At 57.6% G+C, this 21259-nt stretch carries 17 protein-coding genes and 1 pseudogene; 15 read left to right on the top strand and 3 right to left on the bottom strand.

What is annotated here, in order from left to right; genetic code table 11:
* Position 1: 1 nt before the first annotated feature.
* From HBR93_RS24490 to HBR93_RS24450, 9 genes and pseudogenes are all read left to right on the top strand, one after another.
* Positions 2-784: an AglZ/HisF2 family acetamidino modification protein gene (locus HBR93_RS24490; RefSeq protein WP_169961299.1), complete on the top strand. Its 783-nt coding sequence runs from the start codon at positions 2-4 to the stop codon at positions 782-784.
* A gap of 310 nt (positions 785-1094) precedes the next feature.
* A pseudogene (locus HBR93_RS24485) lies at positions 1095-2130 on the top strand (polysaccharide biosynthesis protein).
* A gap of 3 nt (positions 2131-2133) precedes the next feature.
* Positions 2134-3252, top strand: a complete 1119-nt coding sequence (locus tag HBR93_RS24480; RefSeq protein ID WP_169961272.1) for an NAD-dependent epimerase/dehydratase family protein — start codon at positions 2134-2136, stop codon at positions 3250-3252.
* A 24-nt stretch (positions 3253-3276) separates the two neighbouring features.
* Positions 3277-4407, top strand: coding sequence for a UDP-N-acetylglucosamine 2-epimerase (non-hydrolyzing) (gene wecB / locus HBR93_RS24475; RefSeq protein ID WP_169961271.1), 1131 nt, complete (start codon positions 3277-3279; stop codon positions 4405-4407).
* A 13-nt stretch (positions 4408-4420) separates the two neighbouring features.
* Positions 4421-5674 carry a glycosyltransferase family 4 protein gene (locus HBR93_RS24470; RefSeq protein ID WP_169961270.1) on the top strand — a complete coding sequence of 418 codons (1254 nt, stop codon included), beginning with the start codon at positions 4421-4423 and terminating at the stop codon, positions 5672-5674.
* Positions 5674-6636 (top strand): SDR family oxidoreductase, encoded by a 963-nt coding sequence (locus tag HBR93_RS24465; protein WP_169961269.1) that lies wholly within the window; start codon positions 5674-5676, stop codon positions 6634-6636. Before HBR93_RS24470 ends, HBR93_RS24465 begins: the two co-directional genes overlap by 1 nt.
* Positions 6633-7673 carry a glycosyltransferase family 4 protein gene (locus tag HBR93_RS24460; protein ID WP_169961268.1) on the top strand — a complete coding sequence of 347 codons (1041 nt, stop codon included), beginning with the start codon at positions 6633-6635 and terminating at the stop codon, positions 7671-7673. The genes HBR93_RS24465 and HBR93_RS24460 overlap by 4 nt, the downstream gene beginning before the upstream one ends.
* An 87-nt stretch (positions 7674-7760) precedes the next feature.
* Complete coding sequence (locus HBR93_RS24455) at positions 7761-9755, top strand: nucleoside-diphosphate sugar epimerase/dehydratase (protein WP_169961267.1); 1995 nt, start codon at positions 7761-7763, stop codon at positions 9753-9755.
* Between the two features lie 108 nt (positions 9756-9863).
* On the top strand, positions 9864-10199 hold the full coding sequence (locus tag HBR93_RS24450) for a helix-hairpin-helix domain-containing protein (protein ID WP_169961266.1): 336 nt from the start codon (positions 9864-9866) through the stop codon (positions 10197-10199).
* 17 nt (positions 10200-10216) lie between these two features.
* On the opposite strand, the gene HBR93_RS24445 is transcribed toward HBR93_RS24450, so the two are convergent.
* The 3 genes from HBR93_RS24445 to eat form a co-directional block, all read right to left on the bottom strand.
* Positions 10217-10807 carry a TetR/AcrR family transcriptional regulator gene (locus HBR93_RS24445; RefSeq protein WP_057439206.1) on the bottom strand — a complete coding sequence of 197 codons (591 nt, stop codon included), beginning with the start codon at positions 10805-10807 and terminating at the stop codon, positions 10217-10219.
* Between the two features lie 134 nt (positions 10808-10941).
* The gene (locus HBR93_RS24440; RefSeq protein WP_081044204.1) at positions 10942-11109 is read right to left on the bottom strand and encodes a DUF2897 family protein; all 168 of its coding nucleotides are present in this window, start codon (positions 11107-11109) and stop codon (positions 10942-10944) included.
* Positions 11110-11220: 111 nt separating this feature from the next.
* Positions 11221-12585, bottom strand: a complete 1365-nt coding sequence (eat, locus tag HBR93_RS24435; protein WP_169961265.1) for an ethanolamine permease — start codon at positions 12583-12585, stop codon at positions 11221-11223.
* A 400-nt stretch (positions 12586-12985) separates the two neighbouring features.
* On the opposite strand from eat, the gene kdpF reads away from it, so the two are divergent.
* The 6 genes from kdpF to HBR93_RS24405 all read left to right on the top strand — a co-directional run bounded on the left by kdpF (position 12986) and on the right by HBR93_RS24405 (position 20971).
* Positions 12986-13075 (top strand): K(+)-transporting ATPase subunit F, encoded by a 90-nt coding sequence (gene kdpF / locus HBR93_RS24430; RefSeq protein WP_032863112.1) that lies wholly within the window; start codon positions 12986-12988, stop codon positions 13073-13075.
* An 8-nt stretch (positions 13076-13083) separates the two neighbouring features.
* Positions 13084-14778 carry a potassium-transporting ATPase subunit KdpA gene (gene kdpA / locus HBR93_RS24425; RefSeq protein WP_115127834.1) on the top strand — a complete coding sequence of 565 codons (1695 nt, stop codon included), beginning with the start codon at positions 13084-13086 and terminating at the stop codon, positions 14776-14778.
* Positions 14779-14783: 5 nt separating this feature from the next.
* On the top strand, positions 14784-16847 hold the full coding sequence (kdpB, locus tag HBR93_RS24420) for a potassium-transporting ATPase subunit KdpB (RefSeq protein ID WP_057439204.1): 2064 nt from the start codon (positions 14784-14786) through the stop codon (positions 16845-16847).
* A gap of 55 nt (positions 16848-16902) precedes the next feature.
* Complete coding sequence (gene kdpC / locus HBR93_RS24415; protein ID WP_057439203.1) at positions 16903-17448, top strand: potassium-transporting ATPase subunit KdpC; 546 nt, start codon at positions 16903-16905, stop codon at positions 17446-17448.
* Positions 17449-17574: 126 nt separating this feature from the next.
* Complete coding sequence (locus tag HBR93_RS24410) at positions 17575-20226, top strand: sensor histidine kinase KdpD (RefSeq protein WP_169961264.1); 2652 nt, start codon at positions 17575-17577, stop codon at positions 20224-20226.
* Between the two features lie 49 nt (positions 20227-20275).
* Complete coding sequence (locus HBR93_RS24405) at positions 20276-20971, top strand: response regulator (protein WP_169961263.1); 696 nt, start codon at positions 20276-20278, stop codon at positions 20969-20971.
* Positions 20972-21259: the final 288 nt, after the last annotated feature.

Below are 21259 nucleotides of genomic sequence, written 5' to 3'. Positions count from 1 at the left end.
AATGCTAAGACCTAGAATTATTCCCTGTTTATTGATTCAGGATAGCGGGTTAGTAAAAACCGTACGTTTCAAAGATCCCAAGTACGTGGGCGATCCGATCAACGCGGTGAAAATTTTCAACGAGAAAGAAGCCGACGAATTGATTGTCGTGGACATCGACGCCACCGTTAATGGTCGTGAGCCCAATTACAAGCAGATTGCGCACTTGGCTGCTGAATGCCGTATGCCTCTGTGTTATGGCGGTGGTATTCGCACGCCGGAACAGGCCAAGCGAATCATTGCGTCTGGTGTAGAGAAGGTGGCTATCAGCGCTGCCGCGTTGGAAGATCCACAGCTGATTACCCGTATTGCTGAAGAAATCGGTCGGCAAAGCGTTGTGGTTGTGCTCGATCATAAGAAGCGCTTGCTCAGCAAACAACATGATGTCTGGACGCACAATGGCACGCGTAATACCAAGCGTAATGTGTTGGATGTCGCAGCCGAGGTGGAGAAACATGGGGCGGGAGAGATCGTGATCAACTCCATCGACAATGATGGCCGGATGAAGGGCTATGACATTGATCTGGCGATGGAATTACGTAAGGCCGTGAGTATTCCTGTCACCATTTTGGGGGGCGGTGGTTCGCTGGAGCATATGGGCGAGGTGATTTCGGTCTGTGGTGTCGTGGGCGTCGCAGCAGGCAGTTTCTTTGTATTCAAGGGACCTTATCGTGCCGTTCTGATCAGCTATCCCAGTGCAGCACAAAAGGATACATTGATACTTTCGGCTTTGAAATTACATTGATTTTTCGGGGCGATGAGCTTGTAGTGATGATCGCATTATTCGAGTCGCGCAAGGGCGGCTGAGCTTGATGCATGGCCACTGGCGCTACGCCGGACTTGTTGGGGAGTGCAGGCTAGCGAGGTGGTATGATATGAGTTTGCCCTGTACATAAGCCCGTTACTGCGCTGGGTGAAATGAGGCCTGGAAAAGCGGCTGCTGTCAGGTGCTTACGCAGTATTTGTTGGCTTTTCGAGGGACCGGAAAAATAGATGTCTTTGCTTTGTGCCGTATTCTGACTGATTTGGATTTCATATAAAGGTTTAGGTGAATTATGTTTAATGGAAAAAAACTTCTCATATCAGGCGGCACCGGCTCTTTTGGCAATGCAGTCCTGAAGAGGTTTTTAGATACGGATATCGCCGAGATCCGCATTTTTAGTCGTGATGAAAAAAAAACAAGACGACATGCGCAAGCACTACAACAATTCAAAGTTGAAGTTTTATATTGGTGATGTTCGTGATTACCAAAGCGTGCTGAATGCTACCCGTGGTGTCGATTACATCTTTCATGCGGCTGCACTCAAGCAAGTCCCATCTTGCGAGTTTCATCCGATGGAGGCTGTCAAAACCAATGTTATTGGTACTGACAATGTGCTGGAAGCAGCCATTCAAAACGAAGTAAAGCGAGTTGTCTGCCTCAGTACCGATAAGGCGGTTTACCCAATCAATGCGATGGGTATTTCAAAAGCCATGATGGAAAAAGTCATGGTAGCTAAGTCTCGTAATGTTGACGAAACCAAAACTGTCATTTGCGGTACACGCTACGGTAACGTCATGGCGTCCCGTGGTTCAGTTATTCCACTGTTTATCGATCAGATTCGAGCTGGAAAGGCGCTCTCGATCACTGATCCCAACATGACTCGTTTCATGATGACGTTGGCGGACGCAGTTGATTTGGTTCTTTATGCGTTTGAGCACGGGAATAACGGCGATCTGTTCGTTCAAAAGGCTCCTGCGGCCACTGTTGAAACTTTGGCGCGAGCGCTGACTGCCTTGATGGGGCTGCCGCAGCACCCCATTCAGATCATTGGCACCCGCCACGGCGAGAAACTGTACGAGGCACTTTTGAGTCGTGAGGAAATGGCGTGCGCCGAAGACCGTGGTGAATACTTCCGCGTACCACCCGATTTACGTGATTTGAACTACAGTAAATTTGTGGAGGAAGGTGAGGAGAAGATTTCTACGATGGAAGATTATAACTCTCACAACACCGATCGCTTGGATGTAGAGGGCATGCAGGAGTTGCTCCTGAAACTGGAATTCATGCGCGCCATCCAGCGTGGCGAATTCGCCACTCTTGAGGAGTAAGCAATGAAGGTACTGATCACAGGCGCCCAAGGTTTTGTAGCTAAAAATCTCTGTGTACATTTGCGAGAGCGTCCGGATGTTGAGGTTTTGCAATTTTCTCGTGAGGACAGCATTTCTTCGTTGAAAGAAATGCTCTTGCAGGCCGATTTTGTATTTCATCTAGCGGGTGTCAATCGGCCGCAGGATCCTGAAGATTTCAAAACCGGTAATACGGATCTGACCCGTGCAGTCTGTGACGGTATTGTTGCCAGCGGTAGAAAAATCCCAGTGCTTTACACTTCATCCAGTCAGGCAGAGCTTGATAATGCCTATGGACTCAGCAAATTGGGTGCTGAGCAAGCGTTGGTTGATTTGGCCGCGGAGCATGGCGTACAGGTACATATTTTTCGTTTGCCCAATGTGTTTGGAAAGTGGGCTCGTCCCAACTACAACTCGGCGGTAGCGACGTTCTGTAATAATATTGCCCGTCACCAGCCAATCCAGATCAATAATCCTGACGCTGCTATTACATTGGTTTATATCGACGATGTGATCGCCCAGTTTATCGCGGTGATGGATGGCAAGCTGTCCGGTAATCCCTTCATCACGGTTGAGCCCGTCTATGGAACAACGGTAGGAGCGCTTTCAACACAATTGACGGCCTTTCGCGATAGCCGTGAAACCCTATTAACGGAAGCGGTTGGCACCGGGTTGACCAGGGCACTCTATTCCACCTATCTGAGTTACGTGCCCCCAGAGCGTTTTACCTATGAAGTTCCCAAGTATGGTGATCCGCGTGGTGTCTTTGTCGAGATGCTCAAGACTCGGGATTCTGGCCAGTTTTCCTACTTCACCGCGCACCCTGGAATCACCCGCGGTGGCCATTACCATCATTCGAAGACCGAAAAATTTCTGGTGATCAAAGGTGATGCATGTTTTCGTTTTCGACACATCGTATCAGGCGAATTTTACGAACTATTTACCACTGGTGAAAAACCTGAAATTGTAGAAACAGTGCCAGGCTGGACCCACGATATTACTAACGTCGGCCATGATGAGATGATCGTCATGCTCTGGGCTAACGAAATTTTTGATCGTGAACACCCTGACACCTATGCGTTGCCCGTGGGCACTGAAGCCTAAACACATGCTCAAGTAGAGACAGCCATGAAGAAGTTGAAAGTTGTTACGGTAGTAGGCACTCGCCCCGAGATTATTCGTCTGTCGCGAGTCATTGATTCGCTCGACAGGCATTGTGATCATGTGTTGGTTCATACCGGGCAGAACTACGACTATGAACTCAATGAGATTTTTTTCCAGGATTTGGGCATTCGCAAGCCCGATCATTTTTTGAATGCGGCCGGTACGAGCGGCGCAGAAACCATTGGTAATGTGATTATTTCTGTTGATCGCGTGCTCGCTGAAGTCCAGCCGGAAGCGCTGCTGGTACTGGGTGATACCAATAGCTGCATGGCAGTCATTCCTGCCAAACGCCGCAAGATTCCGACGTTTCACATGGAGGCGGGCAATCGCTGCTTCGATATGCGGGTTCCTGAGGAAATCAACCGCCGTATCGTTGATCACACCGCCGATATCAATCTGACGTACAGCACAATCGCGCGCGATTATCTGCTACGTGAAGGGCTATCCCCGGACATGGTGATCAAGACCGGCAGCCCTATGTTCGAGGTGCTTAATTACTATCGCGCGGGTATTGATGGGTCGGATGTACTTGAACGCCTGGGTCTGGAGCATGGCAAGTTTTTTGTCTGCAGTGCTCACCGCGAAGAGAATATCGATTCGGACAAAAACTTTCTCAAACTGGTGGATGTGCTCAACACCGTGGCTGCTCACTATGAGCTTCCGGTCATTGTTTCAACCCATCCTCGTACACAAAAACGTGTGGATGCAATGGGTGTGACGTTTCACAAGAACGTACAGTTGCTCAAACCGCTGGGCTTCAAGGATTACAACAAATTGCAACTGACCGCCAAGGCGGTATTGTCGGACAGCGGTACGATCAACGAGGAGTCCTCTATCCTGAACTTCCCTGCCTTGAATATCCGTGAGGCACATGAGCGTCCAGAAGGGATGGAGGAGGCAGCGGTTATGATGGTTGGGCTTGAGATCAACCGTGTACTTCAAGGGCTAAATATCCTAGAGAGTCAAGGTTCGGGTGATGAGCGCACTTTGCGTCTGGTGGGCGACTACAGCATGCCTAATGTTTCAGAGAAAGTTGCCAGGATTATTCATAGCTATACCGATTATGTGAACCGTATTGTCTGGAAACGCTACTGATTGAGTTATTTTAATGCCTGATAATAAACTGAATATTCTGGTGGTGACACAATATTTTTGGCCAGAAAATATGCGCATTAATGATCTTGTTCGAGACTTGTCCGATAAGGGGCACAATGTCACGGTATTGACCGGACTGCCCAACTATCCTGAAGGCAAGGTTTACGAAAGTTACCGTGCGCAGCCAGGTAGTTTTATGGAATATTCAGGTGCTAAGGTTGTCAGGGTACCGCTGATCCCTCGTGGTAAACGGAGTATTAGTCTGATACTGAACTATCTCTCTTTTTTTACCTCGGCCTCAACAGTAGGACCATGGAAGTTACGTGGTGAGAGGTTTGATGCAATTTTTGTTTATGCGGTTTCTCCAATCATGGCGGCGATACCCTCCTTGGTAATCGGCCGCTTGAAGAAAGCTCCAGTTTTCATCTGGGTCCTGGATTTATGGCCCGAAACCCTTCGGGCAGTCGGCGTGTTACGGCAACCATTGTTACTGGCGATGGTAGGGCGAATGGTTTCCTGGATTTATAATCGAGCAGATTATCTCTTGCTGCAATCCCACGGCTTTTTTGAAAACGTAAAGCACTACTGTACTCAGGAAATTACCCCCGAGCGTTTAATTTACTTTCCCAGTTGGGCTGAAGATGACTTTTCCAGCGCTACGCCTCCTGCCTCGTCCTTGCTGGAGCGTGACGAAACAGTCTTTACTGTTTTATTTGCGGGCAATCTGGGTGATGCACAGGATTTTCCCGCTGTTATAGATGCCGCTCAGGCTCTGGTGGATAAAGTACCCGTACGCTGGGTCATTGTCGGTGATGGGCGTATGAGCGAATGGCTCGCCGACCAGGTCAAGTCCCGCCAGCTGGATAATGTTCTGTTGTTGGGACGTCATCCTCTGGAGGAAATGCCCGCCTTGTTTGCTTGTGCCGATGCGTTGCTGGTCTCGTTGAAGACAAATGACGTATTCGAGAAGACTATTCCCGGCAAGGTCCAGGCTTATTTGGCTTCTGGTAAACCCATCCTTGGCATGATCAATGGCGAGGCCGCGCGCGTCATCGATGAGTCCGGGGCAGGGTTGTCGTGTCCATCAGGCGATGCTGTAGCGCTCGCCCGTATCACGCTTGAACTGGCGACCACCGACGCGGATCAGCGGGCGAACATGGGTAAGTTTGGTCGTGAGTACTACTTGGGTAACTATTCAAAGCCCACTTTGTTAGCTCGCCTGGAACAGCTGTTTCGTGATGCAACCTTACGTAAAGGACGCCAGTAATGTCGCAATCTGTTTTTTTGACCGGTGCCTCCGGTTTTGTCGGTGGCGCTGTTTTGCGCCGCTTGGCTGTCGATGGTTTCTCCGTGACAGCAGCTGTTCGCAATGGATCTCAAGGGTTTGAAGAGGGCGTGGATACCGTTCGATTCGATTCTTTTGAAGGGGCTTCTTGGAGCGAACATCTTGCCGGGGTCGATGTGGTAGTTCATTGCGCTGCACGCGTACATGTGATGAACGATACTGAAACTGATCCGCTGGCCGCTTTTCGCAAGGTTAATGTTGAGGGCACCTTAAATCTCGCTCGGCAAGCGGCTGAAGCGAGGGTCCGACGTTTTGTCTTTATTAGCTCCATCAAGGTCAATGGCGAGGGCACCGAGCCAGGTAGGCCCTATACTGCGGATGACCGCCCTGAACCACGCGACCCCTATGGTGTTTCCAAGATGGAAGCGGAGCAAGGATTGCGGGACCTGGCAGGCCGCACCGGAATGGAAGTCGTGATTATTCGTCCGGTATTAGTTTATGGCCCAGGTGTGAAGGCCAACTTTCTGAACATGATGCGCTGGCTGGACAAGGGTGTCCCTTTGCCATTTGGCGCAATTCATAACGGCCGGAGTCTGGTGGCCCTGGATAATCTGGTCGACTTGATCGTAACGTCCATTGTCCATAGCGGGGCCGCCAATCAGACATTTTTAGTTAGCGATGGGGAGGATCTTTCAACCACCCAGTTGTTGCGCAGGATGGCCCTGGCGCTGGATAAATCGGCGCGGCTGTTACCGGTCCCCAGTTGGATACTCAGCACAACTGCTAACCTGCTCGGTAAAAAGTCATTGTCTCAGCGACTTTGCGGTTCTTTGCAGGTTGATATCAACAAAACACGATCTTTACTGCAATGGACGCCCCCGGTATCCGTGGACAACGCATTAAAAGTCGCCGCGGCGCATTATATGGAACATAAAAAACAATGATTTATTGGTGGTTGATTCCCGTCGTTGCTGTTTTGTCGTTCGCGTTGACTGCAGCGCTGCGACGTTATGCGCTTGTTCGCAGCATTATTGATATTCCAAACGCCCGCAGCTCTCATTCCGTGCCAACCCCGCGTGGTGGAGGCGTAGCTATTGTGGTTGCTTTCACTTTGGCTTTACCGTTTTTGGGCTGGACACACGCAGTGTCGTTTGATGTCTTGATAGCCGCGGGTGGTTCGGGCGCGTTGATCGCGATTATAGGTTTCATGGATGACCACGGTCATATTGCCGCTCGTTGGCGCTTGCTGGGGCACTTTGCCGCTGCGGCCTGGGCGCTGTTCTGGTTGGGCGGGCTACCAGCAATAACGCTCTTTGGCATGAGCGTGGACCTAGGGTGGGTGGGTGGTGTTCTCGCCGCTTTTTATCTTGTATGGATGCTCAATTTATACAACTTTATGGATGGTATTGACGGCATTGCCAGCGTTGAGGCTATCTGTGTGTGCCTGGGTATTTGCCTTCTCTACTGGTTTAATGGTCTTGAGGGCTTGGTTTTACTTCCGCTCTTGCTGGCGATGGCTGTCGCTGGGTTTCTGTTCTGGAACTTCCCGCCTGCTCGAATTTTCATGGGGGATGCAGGCAGCGGTTTTTTGGGGATAATCTTAGGTGTTCTTTCTATCCAGGCGGCGTGGGCTTCCTCACAGTTGTTATGGGCGTGGTTGATTCTGTTGGGTGTATTCATCGTGGACGCGACCTTCACACTGACCCGCCGGTTGGTGCGCGGAGACAAAGTTTATGAGGCCCATCGCAGCCACGCTTATCAATTTGCCTCCAGACGTTGCGGCAAGCATTTGCCGGTGACACTGGCGGTTGCAACTCTGAACCTGTTTTGGTTGCTACCGATTGCGATGTGCGTGGTCTTGCTGGGGCTGGACGGCACATTGGGCGTGGTTATCGCCTACATACCCCTTATTGCGCTGGCGCTCAAGTTTCATGCCGGTGAGTTGGAAAGCAGCGTTTCTGCGACTACCAGCAACAGCTGACGATTTATAGGTCAGAGTATGTCGAGAAACGTAGAATGGGCAAACGGTAATTAATTATAGGAACGGTCTGAGGTGGGCGAAGGAGTTATGGAAAGATTACGGGCATTCCTGGTGGGGTTGCCACGCCGCAAAAAACGACTGATTCAGGTGGCTACTGATGTGTTGGTCGTTTGGGCGGCTCTATGGCTTGCGTTCATCGTACGGCTTGGGATTGATGAGATGGTCAATCCGTTTCTGGACCATCTCTGGCTGTTTATAGCCGCGCCTGTGGTCGCTATTCCTTTGTTTGTCCGCTTCGGCATGTATCGCGCAGTGATGCGATATTTTGGTAACGACGCACTAATCGCAATCATCAAGGCAGTCAGCTTGTCGTCCTTGATTTTGGGCGTTGTCGTTTACTGGTACAGCAACCACCAGAATGTCGTCCCACGCTCCATTATCTTCAACTACTGGTGGCTCAGCCTGATCATGGTGGGTGGGCTACGTTTAGCCATGCGCCAATACTTTCTGGGAGACTGGTTCTCCGCATCGCAGCACATGCCGTTTACCAGTCGTGAAGACGGTCTGCCGCGTGTTGCCATCTATGGTGCGGGAGCAGCAGGCAACCAATTGGTGGCGGCCTTGCGCATGGGCCGCGCGATGCGCCCAGTTGCCTTTATCGACGACGATGCCAGTATTGCCGAGCGGGTCATCTCCGGACTACAAGTATACAAACCTAAACATATCCAACGTATGATCGACGCCACCGGCGCTCAAGAGATCCTGCTGGCGATTCCCTCATCCAATCGTGGTCGGCGTCGTGAAATCCTTGGGTTCCTCGAAGGCTTCCCCCTCCATGTACGAAGTGTTCCTGGCTTTATGGATCTGGCCAGCGGTCGAGTCAAGGTCGATGACATTCAGGAAGTCGATATCGCCGACCTCTTGGGCCGTGACACCGTACCTGCTCAGGGCGAACTCCTGGAGCACTGCGTTAAGGGCCAGAATGTCTTGGTGACAGGCGCGGGCGGCTCCATCGGCTCCGAACTCTGCCGTCAGATTATGTTACTGCGTCCAAAAACGTTGCTACTCTTCGAACACAGTGAGTTCAATCTCTACAGCATCCTATCCGAACTTGAGCAGCGTATTACCCGTGAGTCGTTGCCTATAAAATTGTTGCCGATACTCGGTTCTGTACGCAACCCATCCAAGTTGCTGGACGTCATGAAGACGTGGAACGTCGATACGGTCTACCACGCTGCAGCTTACAAACACGTACCAATGGTGGAGCATAATATTGCCGAAGGCGTGTTGAATAACGTGATAGGCACGCTGAACACCGCGCAAGCTGCTCTTCAGGCGGGCGTCGCTAACTTTGTGCTGATTTCGACCGACAAAGCCGTACGTCCGACTAACGTCATGGGCAGCACCAAGCGCCTGGCAGAGTTGACGCTCCAGGCTCTTAGCCGTGAACTGGCACCGGTATTGTTCAGTGATAGATCCAACGTGTCACATGTCAACAAAACCCGTTTCACCATGGTCCGTTTCGGCAATGTATTGGGCTCCTCCGGCTCAGTGATTCCACTGTTCCACAAACAGATCAAATCCGGTGGACCGTTGACCGTAACCCACCCGAAAATTACTCGCTATTTCATGACCATCCCCGAAGCGGCGCAGCTTGTTATTCAAGCCGGTTCCATGGGGCTTGGCGGTGATGTGTTCGTACTGGATATGGGCGAGCCGGTAAAAATTATCGAACTGGCTGAGAAGATGGTTCATCTGTCAGGCCTGAGTGTTCGTTCCGAAAAGAATCCCCACGGCGATATCTCCATCGAATTCACCGGGCTACGTCCCGGCGAAAAGCTTTACGAGGAGTTGCTGATCGGTGACAACGTGGTGGCGACCCAGCACCCAATGATCATGAGTGCCAACGAAGACCACCTGTCTTGGGACATCCTCAAGGGTAAGTTAACCGAGTTGCTTGCCGCTCTGGATGAGGACGATTACACCCGTGTTCGCCAGCTTCTACGCGACACCGTCAGCGGCTACGCTCCAGATGGCGAAATCGTCGATTGGATCTACCAGCAACGTCGTCTGGAACCCTGAACTCACACCCTGTAACTCACCCATTTTTGACTATCCCCCCACATCACCTAAGTTTGAAAAGCAGCTTCGGAAAGCTGCTTTTCCCACTGATGTCATGGAGCGTCTCTAATGCGTAGAACCGTTTTTTCCTCCCTGCTTTTTGCCTTCCTCACCAGCCTGTCCGCCGTGTCGATTGCCGCCCCATCGGCCAAGCCTGAGGCGCCGCAGCCGCTCGCGGCTCAGTTGAGCGCAAGCGAACAACCCACCCCCAAGGTCAACCTCAACGCAGCGGACGCTGAAACCCTGCGCCGTGATCTGTTCGGCATTGGCGCGGCCAAGGCCAAGGCGATCATTGCTTATCGCGAGTCCAATGGATCGTTCACGGTGGTGGATGAGTTGCTGGAAGTGAAGGGGATTGGCAAGTCGCTGCTGGAGAAGAATCGCGACAGGCTGGAGGTTAAGTAATCAAGGCAGGAGGCCGGTCATTGACCGGCCTTTTTTATGTCGGCAGGGGCTGTATTGACCCCGGTTTTCAGGCTTTCTCGCACCACGTCGAGAATGCGTGTCGCCAGTTCCGGGTTTTCGACACTGCGCGCCAGGACCAATGCACCTACCAGTGTCGACATCATCACCAGGCTTTGTTCGTCGGCATTGGGGCTGCCCAATGCGGTTTCGATTTGCTTGAGCCGGGCGTCGAGGACTGTATCGGTGGTGGGGCTCTGTTGCCCGCGCTGTCCCAGTTCCGAGGACATGGTGGGCAACGGGCAACCTTGGTCGGGGGAGGTGTGATGCCACTCTGACAGGTAACTGTCGATAAAGGCTTCCAGCGGTCGTTCCTGGCTGAAGAGCATCGCGCAATGCGCGTCCAGTTCGGCGGAGGCGGCTTGCAGGGCCTTTTCCACCAGTTCGTCCTTGGATTTGAAGTGGGCGTAGAACCCGCCATGGGTCAGGTTCAAGGCTTTCATCAGGGGTTGCAGGCCGGTGGCGCCAATGCCGTCGCGGCGAAAGCGCACCGACGCCTCTTTAATGATGCGCTGGTGGGTTTGAGCTTTGTGATTGTGCGAGTAGCGCATGAGAGGGCCCTCTGAAACATGGGGCCATATTAACCAAGGTTTGGTGCTGTTTCGCGGAGCGATTACAAATTTGCCTTAATCTAGATTGACTCGCCTGGCGTGCTGCCGGTAACGGTCAGCACGGGGCGTTTGTTTCAGCGATCCTGCGCGTCCTTGGCGTCGGCCTGAGCATTGCGCTCGGCGACACGTTTGCGTTGTTCGTCGGTCAGTTCCACTTTGTTGGCGCTGTCACGCAGCATCAGCAAGCCACCAACGATCGAACCGATGGCGACCACCATGATCAACCAGGCATACCAGGGCATAGGGCTCTCCTTGAGGCCGACTGCCATGGGGAAGATTCCCCACGGCACTATCAGCTTTGAGTGACGGCTTTCGTCAGTCGTTCCATTGTAGGCCCGTTCTGCCTCGCTGGTTTAGAGCCCGGTCAACATCGCATCCGCTGGCGCATCGGCGCGGTCTTGGGCGGTCAGTTGGAAGTAGATGAAACCTGCGGCCATGAACCCGAGGAAGATCAGGCCGATCAGGGTATTGAACCATGCCATGGCCACCAGGCAGACCAGCGCCAGGATCAGCGCAATGGCCGGCACGATCGGGTAGCCCGGCGCGCGGAAGGTGCGTTCCAGCAACGGTTCGCTCTTACGCAGCTTGAACAGGCTGAGCATGCTCATGATGTACATGACGATGGCGCCGAACACGGCCATGGTGATCATCGCGGCGGTCAGGGTCATGCCGCCAAGGTTGATCAGGCCGTCGCTGTAGATGGCGGCGATGCCCACCACGCCGCCGGCGAGGATGGCCCGGAGGGGTGTCTGGAAGCGTGACAGCTTGGCCAGGGAGGAGGGCAGGTAGCCGGCGCGGGCCAGGGCGAAGAACTGGCGCGAGTAGCCGAGGATGATGCCGTGGAAGCTGGCCACCAGGCCAAACAGGCCGATCCACACCAGCATGTGCAGCCAGCCGGAGCTTTCACCCACCACGGTTTTCATTGCCTGGGGCAAGGGGTCGTTGATGTTCGACAGGGTGCGCCAGTCGCCCACGCCGCCGGCAAAGAACATTACGCCCATGGCTAGAAACACCAGGGTCAGGATGCCGCTGATGTAAGCCTTGGGAATCGTGCGCTTGGGGTCCTTGGCTTCTTCGGCGGCCATGGCGGCGCCTTCGATGGCGAGGAAGAACCAGATGGCGAAGGGGATCGCGGCAAAAATCCCGGCTATCACCGGCGCGCCAAAGGTGTCGGCACCCGCCCAGCCGTTGAGGGCGAAGTTGCTGAAGCTGAATGCCGGTGCCACCACGCCCATAAAGACCAACAGTTCGGCCACGGCCAGCACGCACACCACCAGCTCGAAGGTCGCGGCCAGTTTCACCCCGAGAATATTCAAGCCCATGAACACAAAGTACGCCCCGACCGCTGCGTGTTTCGGGTCGAGTGCCGGGAATTGCACATTCAGGTAGGCGCCGATGGCCAGGGCAATCGCCGGAGGCGCGAAGACGAACTCGATCAAGGTGGCCAGCCCGGCGATCAGCCCGCCTTTCTCGCCGAACGCCCGCCGGCTGTAGGCAAACGGCCCGCCGGCATGGGGAATTGCGGTGGTCAGTTCGGTGAAGCTGAAGATGAAACAGGTGTACATGGCAGCGACCATCAATGACGTCACCAAAAAGCCCAGCGTCCCGGCCACGCCCCAGCCATAGCTCCAGCCAAAGTATTCGCCGGAGATCACCAGCCCCACGGCGATGCCCCACAGATGCAAGGTGCCCAAGGTGGGCTTGAGTTGGGTGTTCATTGCGCTGCTCCCAGAACGGTTTGGAATGTTTCAGGACATTGCAGCGGCCATGCCAGCTTGGAAAAGGGCGTCGTAAAGGGCAGGAACTGTCGCCCGGGAGATAGTTTGTTGTTTGCGACCGTAATTCCGTGCACCAGGGTAGGGCGGCGGCGGATAGGCTGATGCTATTGCGGGCAAGCCCGGCTGCCGCATTTAGCCGCATTCCCAAGGATGCACCCGGTCAACTGTGGGAGCCGGGCTTGCCCGCGATAGCGGCCTCAACAGCCCCGAAAACCTCACGTCCAACCCACTCTTTACGCCATCTTTACGCCCCCTCCACCCCCTCGCCCTCGTTCCTTTACGCCCCTCCTGCGGACAATACCTCCATACGCGGCAGTCGCCGTCTGACGGAGAAACTTCCATGAGTGTTCTGGATGGGGTGTCACTGCTACTGGCCGTGGCGCTATTCATTTATCTGCTGGTTGCGCTGTTGCGCGCGGATCGGGGCTAGGAGCGGCTATGCACAGTTATGACTATTGGCTGATCATCGCCTTCTTCGCCGTGGTGCTGGTTCCAGCGCCATTTCTGGGGCGGTTCTACTACAAGGTGATGGAAGGGCAGCGCACTTGGCTTACGCCAGTGTTCGGGCCGGTCGAGCGCGTGTGTTATCGCGTGGCCGGGGTCGATGCACAACAAGAACAAAGTTGGCAAAAGTACACCCTGGCCCTGCTGGCCTTCAACCTGGCGGGCTTTTTGTTGTTGTTTGCGATCCTGTTGTTCCAGGACTACCTGCCGCTCAACCCGCAGCAGTTGCCTGGGCAGGAATGGACGCAGGCGTTCAACACCGCCGTCAGTTTCATGACCAACACCAACTGGCAGTCCTACAGCGGTGAAGCCAGCCTCAGCTACCTGAGCCAGATGGCCGGCCTGACCGTGCAGAACTTTGTCAGTGCGGCCACTGGCCTTGCGGTGCTTGTCGCCCTTTGCCGTGGGATTGGTCGCAAGTCCGCCAGCACCCTGGGCAATTTCTGGGTGGATATGACCCGCGCCACCCTCTATGGCTTGCTGCCATTGTGCCTGGTGCTGGCGCTGTTTCTGGTCTGGCAGGGCGTGCCGCAAACCTTCGCTCACTACGTCAGCGCGCTGACGATGCAGGGCGTCGATCAGGTGATCCCACTCGGCCCGGCGGCCAGCCAGATTGCGATCAAGCAACTGGGGACCAACGGCGGTGGCTTCTTCGGGGTCAACTCGGCGCATCCGTTCGAAGACCCGACTGCCTGGGCCAACCTGTTTGAAGTGGCGGCGATCATCCTGATTCCGGTGGCGCTGGTGTTCACCTTCGGCCACTACGTCAAGGACCTGCGCCAGAGCCGTGCGATTCTCGGCTGCATGCTCGCGCTGTTCCTGATTGGCGGTTCGGTGTCGCTGTGGTCCGAGTACCAGCCCAACCCGACCCTGAACAACCCGGCGGTCGAGCAGACTGCGCCCCTGGAAGGCAAGGAAATGCGTTTCGGCACCACCGGCACCGTGTTGTGGTCGGTGACCACCACGGCGGCGTCCAACGGTTCGGTCAACGGCATGCAGGACAGCCTCAACCCCCTGAGCGGGATGGTGGCGCTGGTCAATATGATGGTCGGCGAAGTGATCTTCGGCGGCGTCGGTGCCGGTATGTACGGCATGCTGCTCAACGTGCTGATCGCGGTGTTCCTCGCCGGCTTGATGATCGGCCGCACCCCGGAATACCTCGGCAAGAAACTCCAGGCCCGGGAAGTGCAGTTGCTGGTGGTGACCCTGCTGGTGATGCCCGTAGGCGTACTGGTACTCGGCGCGATTGCCGCCAGCGTGCCGGCCACTGCTGCAACCATCAGCAACCCCGGCCCCCACGGCTTCAGCCAGTTGCTCTATGGCTACACCTCAGCCAGTGCCAACAACGGTTCGGCCTTTGGTGGCCTGGGCGCCAATACCCCGTTTCACAATCTGATGCTGGGCTTGGGCATGTTGATCGGACGCTTCGGCTACATCCTCCCGGTACTGGCCCTGGCCGGCAGCCTGGCGATGAAGAAAAGCGCACCGATTGGCCAGGACAGTTTCCCGACCCACGGCCCGTTGTTCGTGACGTTGTTGACCGTGACCATTTTGCTGGTGGGCGGCCTGACGTTCCTGCCGACGCTGGCACTGGGCCCTATCGCTGAACACCTGAGCATGGGCTTCTAAGGGGTATGAACATGAATATGCCTGTAAACAATGCCGCTCCGGTCAAGACCCAGGAGTCGGCGAAGACCTCGATCTCGGCCCTGTGGCGCCCGGCCCTGATCCAGGCGTTCGTCAAGCTGGACCCGCGCCAGTTGAAGCGTTCGCCGGTGATGCTGGTGGTCGAGCTGACCGCAATCCTCACCACGGTGCTGTGCCTGGTGCCGGACAGCAGCGTGCCGACCTTTGTCGCAGTGCAGATTGCCCTGTGGCTGTGGTTCACCGTGCTGTTCGCCAACTTCGCCGAAGCCCTGGCCGAGGGCCGTGGCAAGGCCCGTGCCGACAGCCTCAAGGCTGGCAGTGAAGGCCTGAGTGCACGACGCCAGGAGGCAGACGGCAGCTTCACGGTAGTGCCCGCCACCAGCCTGCGCAAAGGCGATGTGGTGCGGGTTGCGGCCGGGGAAATGATCCCTGGCGACGGCGAAGTCATCGAGGGTATTGCGGCGGTCAATGAAGCGGCGATTACCGGTGAATCCGCACCAGTGATCCGCGAATCCGGCGGCGACCGCTCGGCCGTCACCGGCAATACTCGGCTGGTCTCGGACTGGCTGGTGATTCGCATCACCGCCAACCCCGGTGAATCGACGCTGGACCGCATGATCGCTTTGGTGGAAGGCGCCAAACGCCAGAAAACCCCCAACGAAGTGGCGCTAGATATCCTGCTGATCGGCTTGACCATGATCTTCCTGCTGGTGGTCGTGACCTTGCAGCCCTTCGCCCACTTCGCCAATGGCAGCCTGCCCCTGGTGTTCCTGGTGGCGCTGCTGGTCACGCTGATTCCCACCACCATCGGTGGCCTGTTGTCGGCCATCGGCATCGCCGGCATGGACCGCCTGGTGCGCCTCAACGTGATCGCCAAGTCCGGGCGCGCCGTGGAAGCGGCGGGGGACGTGCATGTGCTGTTGCTGGACAAGACCGGCACCATCACCTTCGGTAACCGGCGCTGTGCAGGCATCTATGCCGCGCCCGGCGTTAATGGCAAGGAATTGGCCGAAGGCGCGCTGCTGGCCTCGCTGGCCGACGATACGGCAGAAGGCAAATCCATCGTCGAATACCTGCGCGCCTTGCATCCGTACACCGAGCCCTCTGTGCAAGAGCTGACCGGCGTGCCGTTCAGCGCCGAAACGCGCTTGTCCGGGGTGGATTACCAGGGCCGCGTCTACCGTAAAGGCGCTGTCGATTCGCTGCTGGCGTTTATCGGTCTGCAACGCCAAGACCTGTTGCCCGCGCTGTCCCGGGAAATCGACAAAATCGCTCAGAGCGGCGGCACTCCGTTGCTGGTGTGTGCCGACGGTAAATTGCTCGGCGCGATCCACCTCAAGGACGTGGTCAAGCCGGGTATCCGTGAGCGCTTTGCCGAGTTGCGCAAGCTGGGGATCCGCACGGTGATGGTGACCGGCGATAACCCATTGACCGCCGCCGCGATTGCCGCCGAAGCGGGTGTGGATGATGTGCTGGCGGAAGCCACGCCGGAGAAGAAACTGGCGCGCATCCGCCACGAGCAGAACGACGGGCGCCTGGTGGCCATGTGTGGCGACGGTGCCAACGACGCCCCGGCCCTGGCCCAGGCGGACGTGGGCATGGCCATGAATGACGGCACCCAGGCGGCGCGCGAAGCGGCGAACATGGTCGACCTCGACAGCGACCCGACCAAGCTGCTGGACGTGGTGCAGGTCGGCAAGGAATTGCTGGTGACCCGTGGTGCGCTGACCACCTTTTCGATTGCCAACGACGTCGCCAAGTACTTTGCAATCCTGCCGGCGCTGTTTGCCTCGATCTACCCGCAACTGGGGGTGCTTAACGTGATGCACCTGAACAGCCCGCAGAGCGCGATTCTTTCGGCGATTGTGTTCAACGCGCTGATCATCGTGGTGTTGATCCCCCTGGCCCTGCGCGGTGTGCGGGTGCAGGCGGCGAGTGCGGCGGCACTGCTGCGACGCAACCTGTTGATCTATGGCGTGGGCGGGCTTGTGGTGCCGTTCGCCGGGATCAAGGCGATCGACATGCTGCTGACAGCGCTGCACCTGGTCTGACCCAACCCTGTAGGAGCTGGCTCCTACAGGTCACGAATCAATAGAGGAAGATGAAATGTCCAGCATGATCCGTCCGGCCTTGAGCCTGTTGGTATTGATGACCCTGATCACGGGCGTGGCCTATCCGTTGGTAGTGACCGGCGTCGCCCAGGTGGCCTTTCCCGACCAGGCCAATGGCAGCCTGGTGCGTGACGCCGAAGGCAAGGTGCGCGGTTCCAGCCTGATTGCCCAGGAATTTACCGGCGAGCGCTGGTTCCACTCGCGGCCTTCGGCGGGTGCGTTTGCCACCGTGTCCAGCAGTGCCAGCAACCTCGGCCCGAGCAACCCGGCGCTGGCGACGCGGGTGTTTGACGACGCCGCGAAAATCCAGGGCCCCGGCCAGGGCCCGGTGCCCCTGGCACTCTTGACTACCTCCGGCAGCGGTCTTGATCCACACTTGCCACCGCAGGCAATTGCCTATCAACTGGCGCGGGTGGCGGCGGCACGCCAGCTGCCGGTGTCGACCCTGGAGCGCTTGATGGATGAGCATATCGAACAGCCGCTGGTGGGGCCGCCGGTGGTGAATGTACTGGCGCTGAATATGGCGCTGGAAAAGTTGTAGACCGTTGCGCCGCCATCGCGGGCAAGCCCGCTCCCACACTTGGAATGCATTCCGGATGTGGGAACTGGCTTGCCGGCGATGGCGGCTGTATGTACCCAACATCCCTAACTGAAAGAAGACTGCCCCATGAGTGACTCCGGCCGCGCCGACGCCCTCCTAGCCGACCTACCCAAGCACGGCCGCGGCCGGCTCAAGGTATTCCTCGGTGCCGCACCGGGCGTGGGCAAGACCTACGCCATGCTCCAGGCCGCCCACACCCAGTTGCGCCAGGGCGTCAAAGTGGTGGCCGGGGTGGTCGAGACCCATGGCCGCGCCGAGACCGAGGCCTTGCTCAGTGGCTTGCCCCAGCAGCCGCTGCTGCGCTCGGAATACCGTGGGGTGATGCTCGAAGAAATGGACCTCGACGGCTTGCTCGCCACCAAGCCCAAGCTGGTGCTGGTGGACGAACTGGCCCACAGCAACGCCCCCGGCAGCCGCCACGAAAAGCGCTGGCAGGACATCCAGGAGCTGCTCTCCGCCGGCATTAACGTGTTCACCACGGTCAACGTCCAGCACCTGGAAAGCCTCAACGATCAGGTACGTGGCATCACCGGCGTGCAGGTACGCGAAACCCTGCCGGACTGGGTCTTGCAGGAGGCCGATGAGTTACTGCTGATCGACCTGCCATCCCGCGAGCTGCTGGAGCGCCTGCGCGACGGCAAGGTCTATGTGCCGGAGCAGGCGCGCGCGGCCATCGACGCATTCTTTACCCAGACCAACCTCATGGCCCTGCGCGAGTTGGCGATGCAGACTGCCGCCGCGCACGTCGATGACGATCTGGCCCAGGGCTACCGGCAATTGGGCCAGGCCGCGCCCGCCGTGCGCGGGCGCTTGCTGGTGGGGGTGGATGGCGACGCCGAGGCCGAACGCCTGGTGCGTCACGCCAGCCGTGTGGCCCAGCGCCGGCATCTGCCCTGGAGCATGGTGCATGTGGACAACGGCCGGGTGCGTGACGAACAGTCTCGGCTGAGGCTGCAAAATGCCCAGCAACTGGCCGAGCGTCTGGGTGGCGAAGTGGTGTTGCTGCGTGCCGGCGAGGTGGCCAAGACCCTGATCCAGCATGCTGCCGAGCGTCGTGCCAGCCTGGTGCTGGTGGGGCAGTCGCGCCCGCGCTGGCGGCGCCGACTGTTCGGTGGCGGCCTGGCGGCGCGTTTGTTGCGCAATGCCCGGGGCCTGGAAATCAATATCCTCGACAGCGATGGAACACCCGCCGCGCCGCGTTTGCCCGATGTGCGTGGCCTGGTGTGGTTCGATTACGCCCTGGCGCTGCTGGCAACGGTGCTGGCCAGTGCGTTGGCGTGGGCGGTGTCGAGTATTCTGCCGCTGCCCAACATCTCTCTGGTGTTCCTCGCCGCAGTGCTGCTGGTGGCGGTGCGCAGCAGCCTGGGGCCGGCATTGGCCTGCGCTGCGCTGTCGTTCCTGACCTATGACTTTTTGTTTATTCCGCCGAATTTCTCCTTCGCTATCCAGCGTGAAGAAGATGTGCTGACCTTGCTGTTCTTCCTGCTGATGGCGGCGCTGACCGGCAACCTCGCCGCCCGCCAGCGTCGGCAATTGCAGGCCCTGCGCGACACCCAGGAAGAAACCAGCGAACTGCTCGACCTGTCGCGCAAACTCACCGCTGCCACTGATCGCCAGGCGGTGATCAGCGCGGCGGCCCATCATCTGCAGGGCTGGAGCGATTTGCAGTTGTGCCTGGTCAATCGCGACGGGCCCGGTGACTGGACGGTCGAGACCGGCGGGCCGCTGACCTTTACCGAGGCCGAGCGCGCCGCCGCCGACTGGGCCTGGCAGCACGACCAGCCGGCGGGCATGGGTACCGGAACCTTGCCGTTTGGGCGTTGGTGGTGGTGGCCGCTGTCTGCTGAAAACGGTCCGCTGGGCCTGCTCGGCGTCAGCCCCAAGGCTGGCCTGGAGCTCAGTGGCCAACGTCGGCGCCTGCTCACGGCCTTGAGCCAGCCATTGGCCCAGGCCCTGGCCCGCGCCCAGTTGGCGCAGAACCTGGAGGCCGCCCGTTTGCATGGCGAGACCGAGCAACTGCGCAGTGCCTTGTTGGCCTCGGTGTCCCATGACTTGCGCACGCCGCTGACCTCCATGCGCGGCAGCATCGACAGCCTGCTGGCCCTGGGCGAAGCCATTCCCCTGGAAGATCGCCGCGAGTTGCTGGAAGGCACCCGCGACGAAGCCGAGCGCCTGGACCGCTATATCCAGAACCTGCTGGACATGACCCGCCTCGGCCATGGCGCCTTGAAGCTGGCGCGGGACTGGGTGTCGCCCGGCGATATCGTCGGCAGCTCCCTCGGCCGTTTGCGTGCCGTGCTGGCGCCGTTGCAGGTGGGTACCGATGTGCCGCCAGAGTTGCCATTGCTGTATGTGCATGCCGCCTTGATCGAGCAGGCGTTGGTCAATGTGCTGGAAAACGCCGCGCGTTTTTCACCGCCCCATGGCCGCTTGCAACTGCGTGCTGGCGTCGCCGAGCAGGCGGTGTTTTTTTCCGTCAGTGATGAAGGTCCGGGTATTCCCGAGGAAGAGCGGGCGAAGATTTTCGATATGTTCTACACCGCCGCACGGGGCGACCGGGGCGGGCAGGGCACCGGGCTCGGCCTGGCAATCTGCCAGGGCATGGTCGGCGCCCACGGCGGGCATATCAGCGTGACCGAGGGCATAGACGGGCGGGGCACGTGCATCACCCTGTTCCTGCCGTTGCAGACCCAGCCGAGCCCGGACAGTGAAGCGTGAGACGCAGTGCGCTACTCTTAACTTTTTTCAGTGATTGTGATGGAACACCATGAACCAGACTGCGACGATTTTGGTCATTGATGACGAGCCGCAGATCCGCAAGTTCTTGCGCATCAGCCTAGCCTCCCAGGGCTACAAAGTAATCGAGGCCGGGACCGGCGCCGAAGGGCTGGCCCAGGCGGCCTTGAGCAAGCCGGACCTGCTGGTGCTGGACCTGGGCCTGCCGGACATGGACGGCCAGCAGGTGCTGCGCGAGTTGCGCGAATGGTCGACGGCCCCGGTGCTGGTGTTGTCGGTACGTGCTGGCGAAGGGCAGAAGGTCCAGGCGTTGGACGGTGGGGCCAACGACTACGTGACCAAGCCGTTTGGCATCCAGGAGTTTCTCGCCCGGGTACGTGCGCTGTTGCGCCAGGCGCCCACCGGCGAGGCGCAGCAGGCCGCCCTGCAGTTTGGCCCGCTGATGGTCGACCTGGCTTATCGGCGGGTGCTGCTGGAGGGGGTCGACGTGGCCCTGACCCGCAAGGAATACGCGGTGCTGGCGCAACTGGCGCGCCACCCTGGGCGGGTGATTACCCAGCAGCAGTTGCTCAAGGATATCTGGGGCCCGACCCATACCGAAGACAGCCACTACCTGCGGATTGTGGTGGGGCACTTGCGTCAGAAGCTGGCGGATGACCCGACCCAGCCGCGTTTTATCGTGACCGAGGCGGGGGTGGGGTATCGGTTGTTGGGGGCTGAGGGCTGAAAGATTGTGATTGCTGGGCCGGCGCTATCGCGGCATAGGTATCTACACAGCTCTTTCGTGGTTCTTGGGGTTGTGTACATATCCGTTTTTGCGGTTACGGCGGCTATTGGTTCCGCCCTTACGGCGGCTCACTTTTGTAGAGCGCAAAAGTAAGCAAAACACTCTTGCCCCACCACTCGGTGCCTCGCCTAGGCTCGGCATGCCCGCAGTCAGGCATTGCTCCGTGGGCCCGCCGCGATCGGCCATCCATGGCCGTGTCGCGGCTACCCCGGCATCCATGCCGGGGTG

It is taken from the genome of Pseudomonas sp. WS 5411 (genome assembly GCF_012985595.1).
GTDB lineage: Bacteria > Pseudomonadota > Gammaproteobacteria > Pseudomonadales > Pseudomonadaceae > Aquipseudomonas > Aquipseudomonas shahriarae.
Note: the sequence above shows the minus strand (reverse complement) of the source record. Positions and strands in the feature narration are given on the sequence as shown.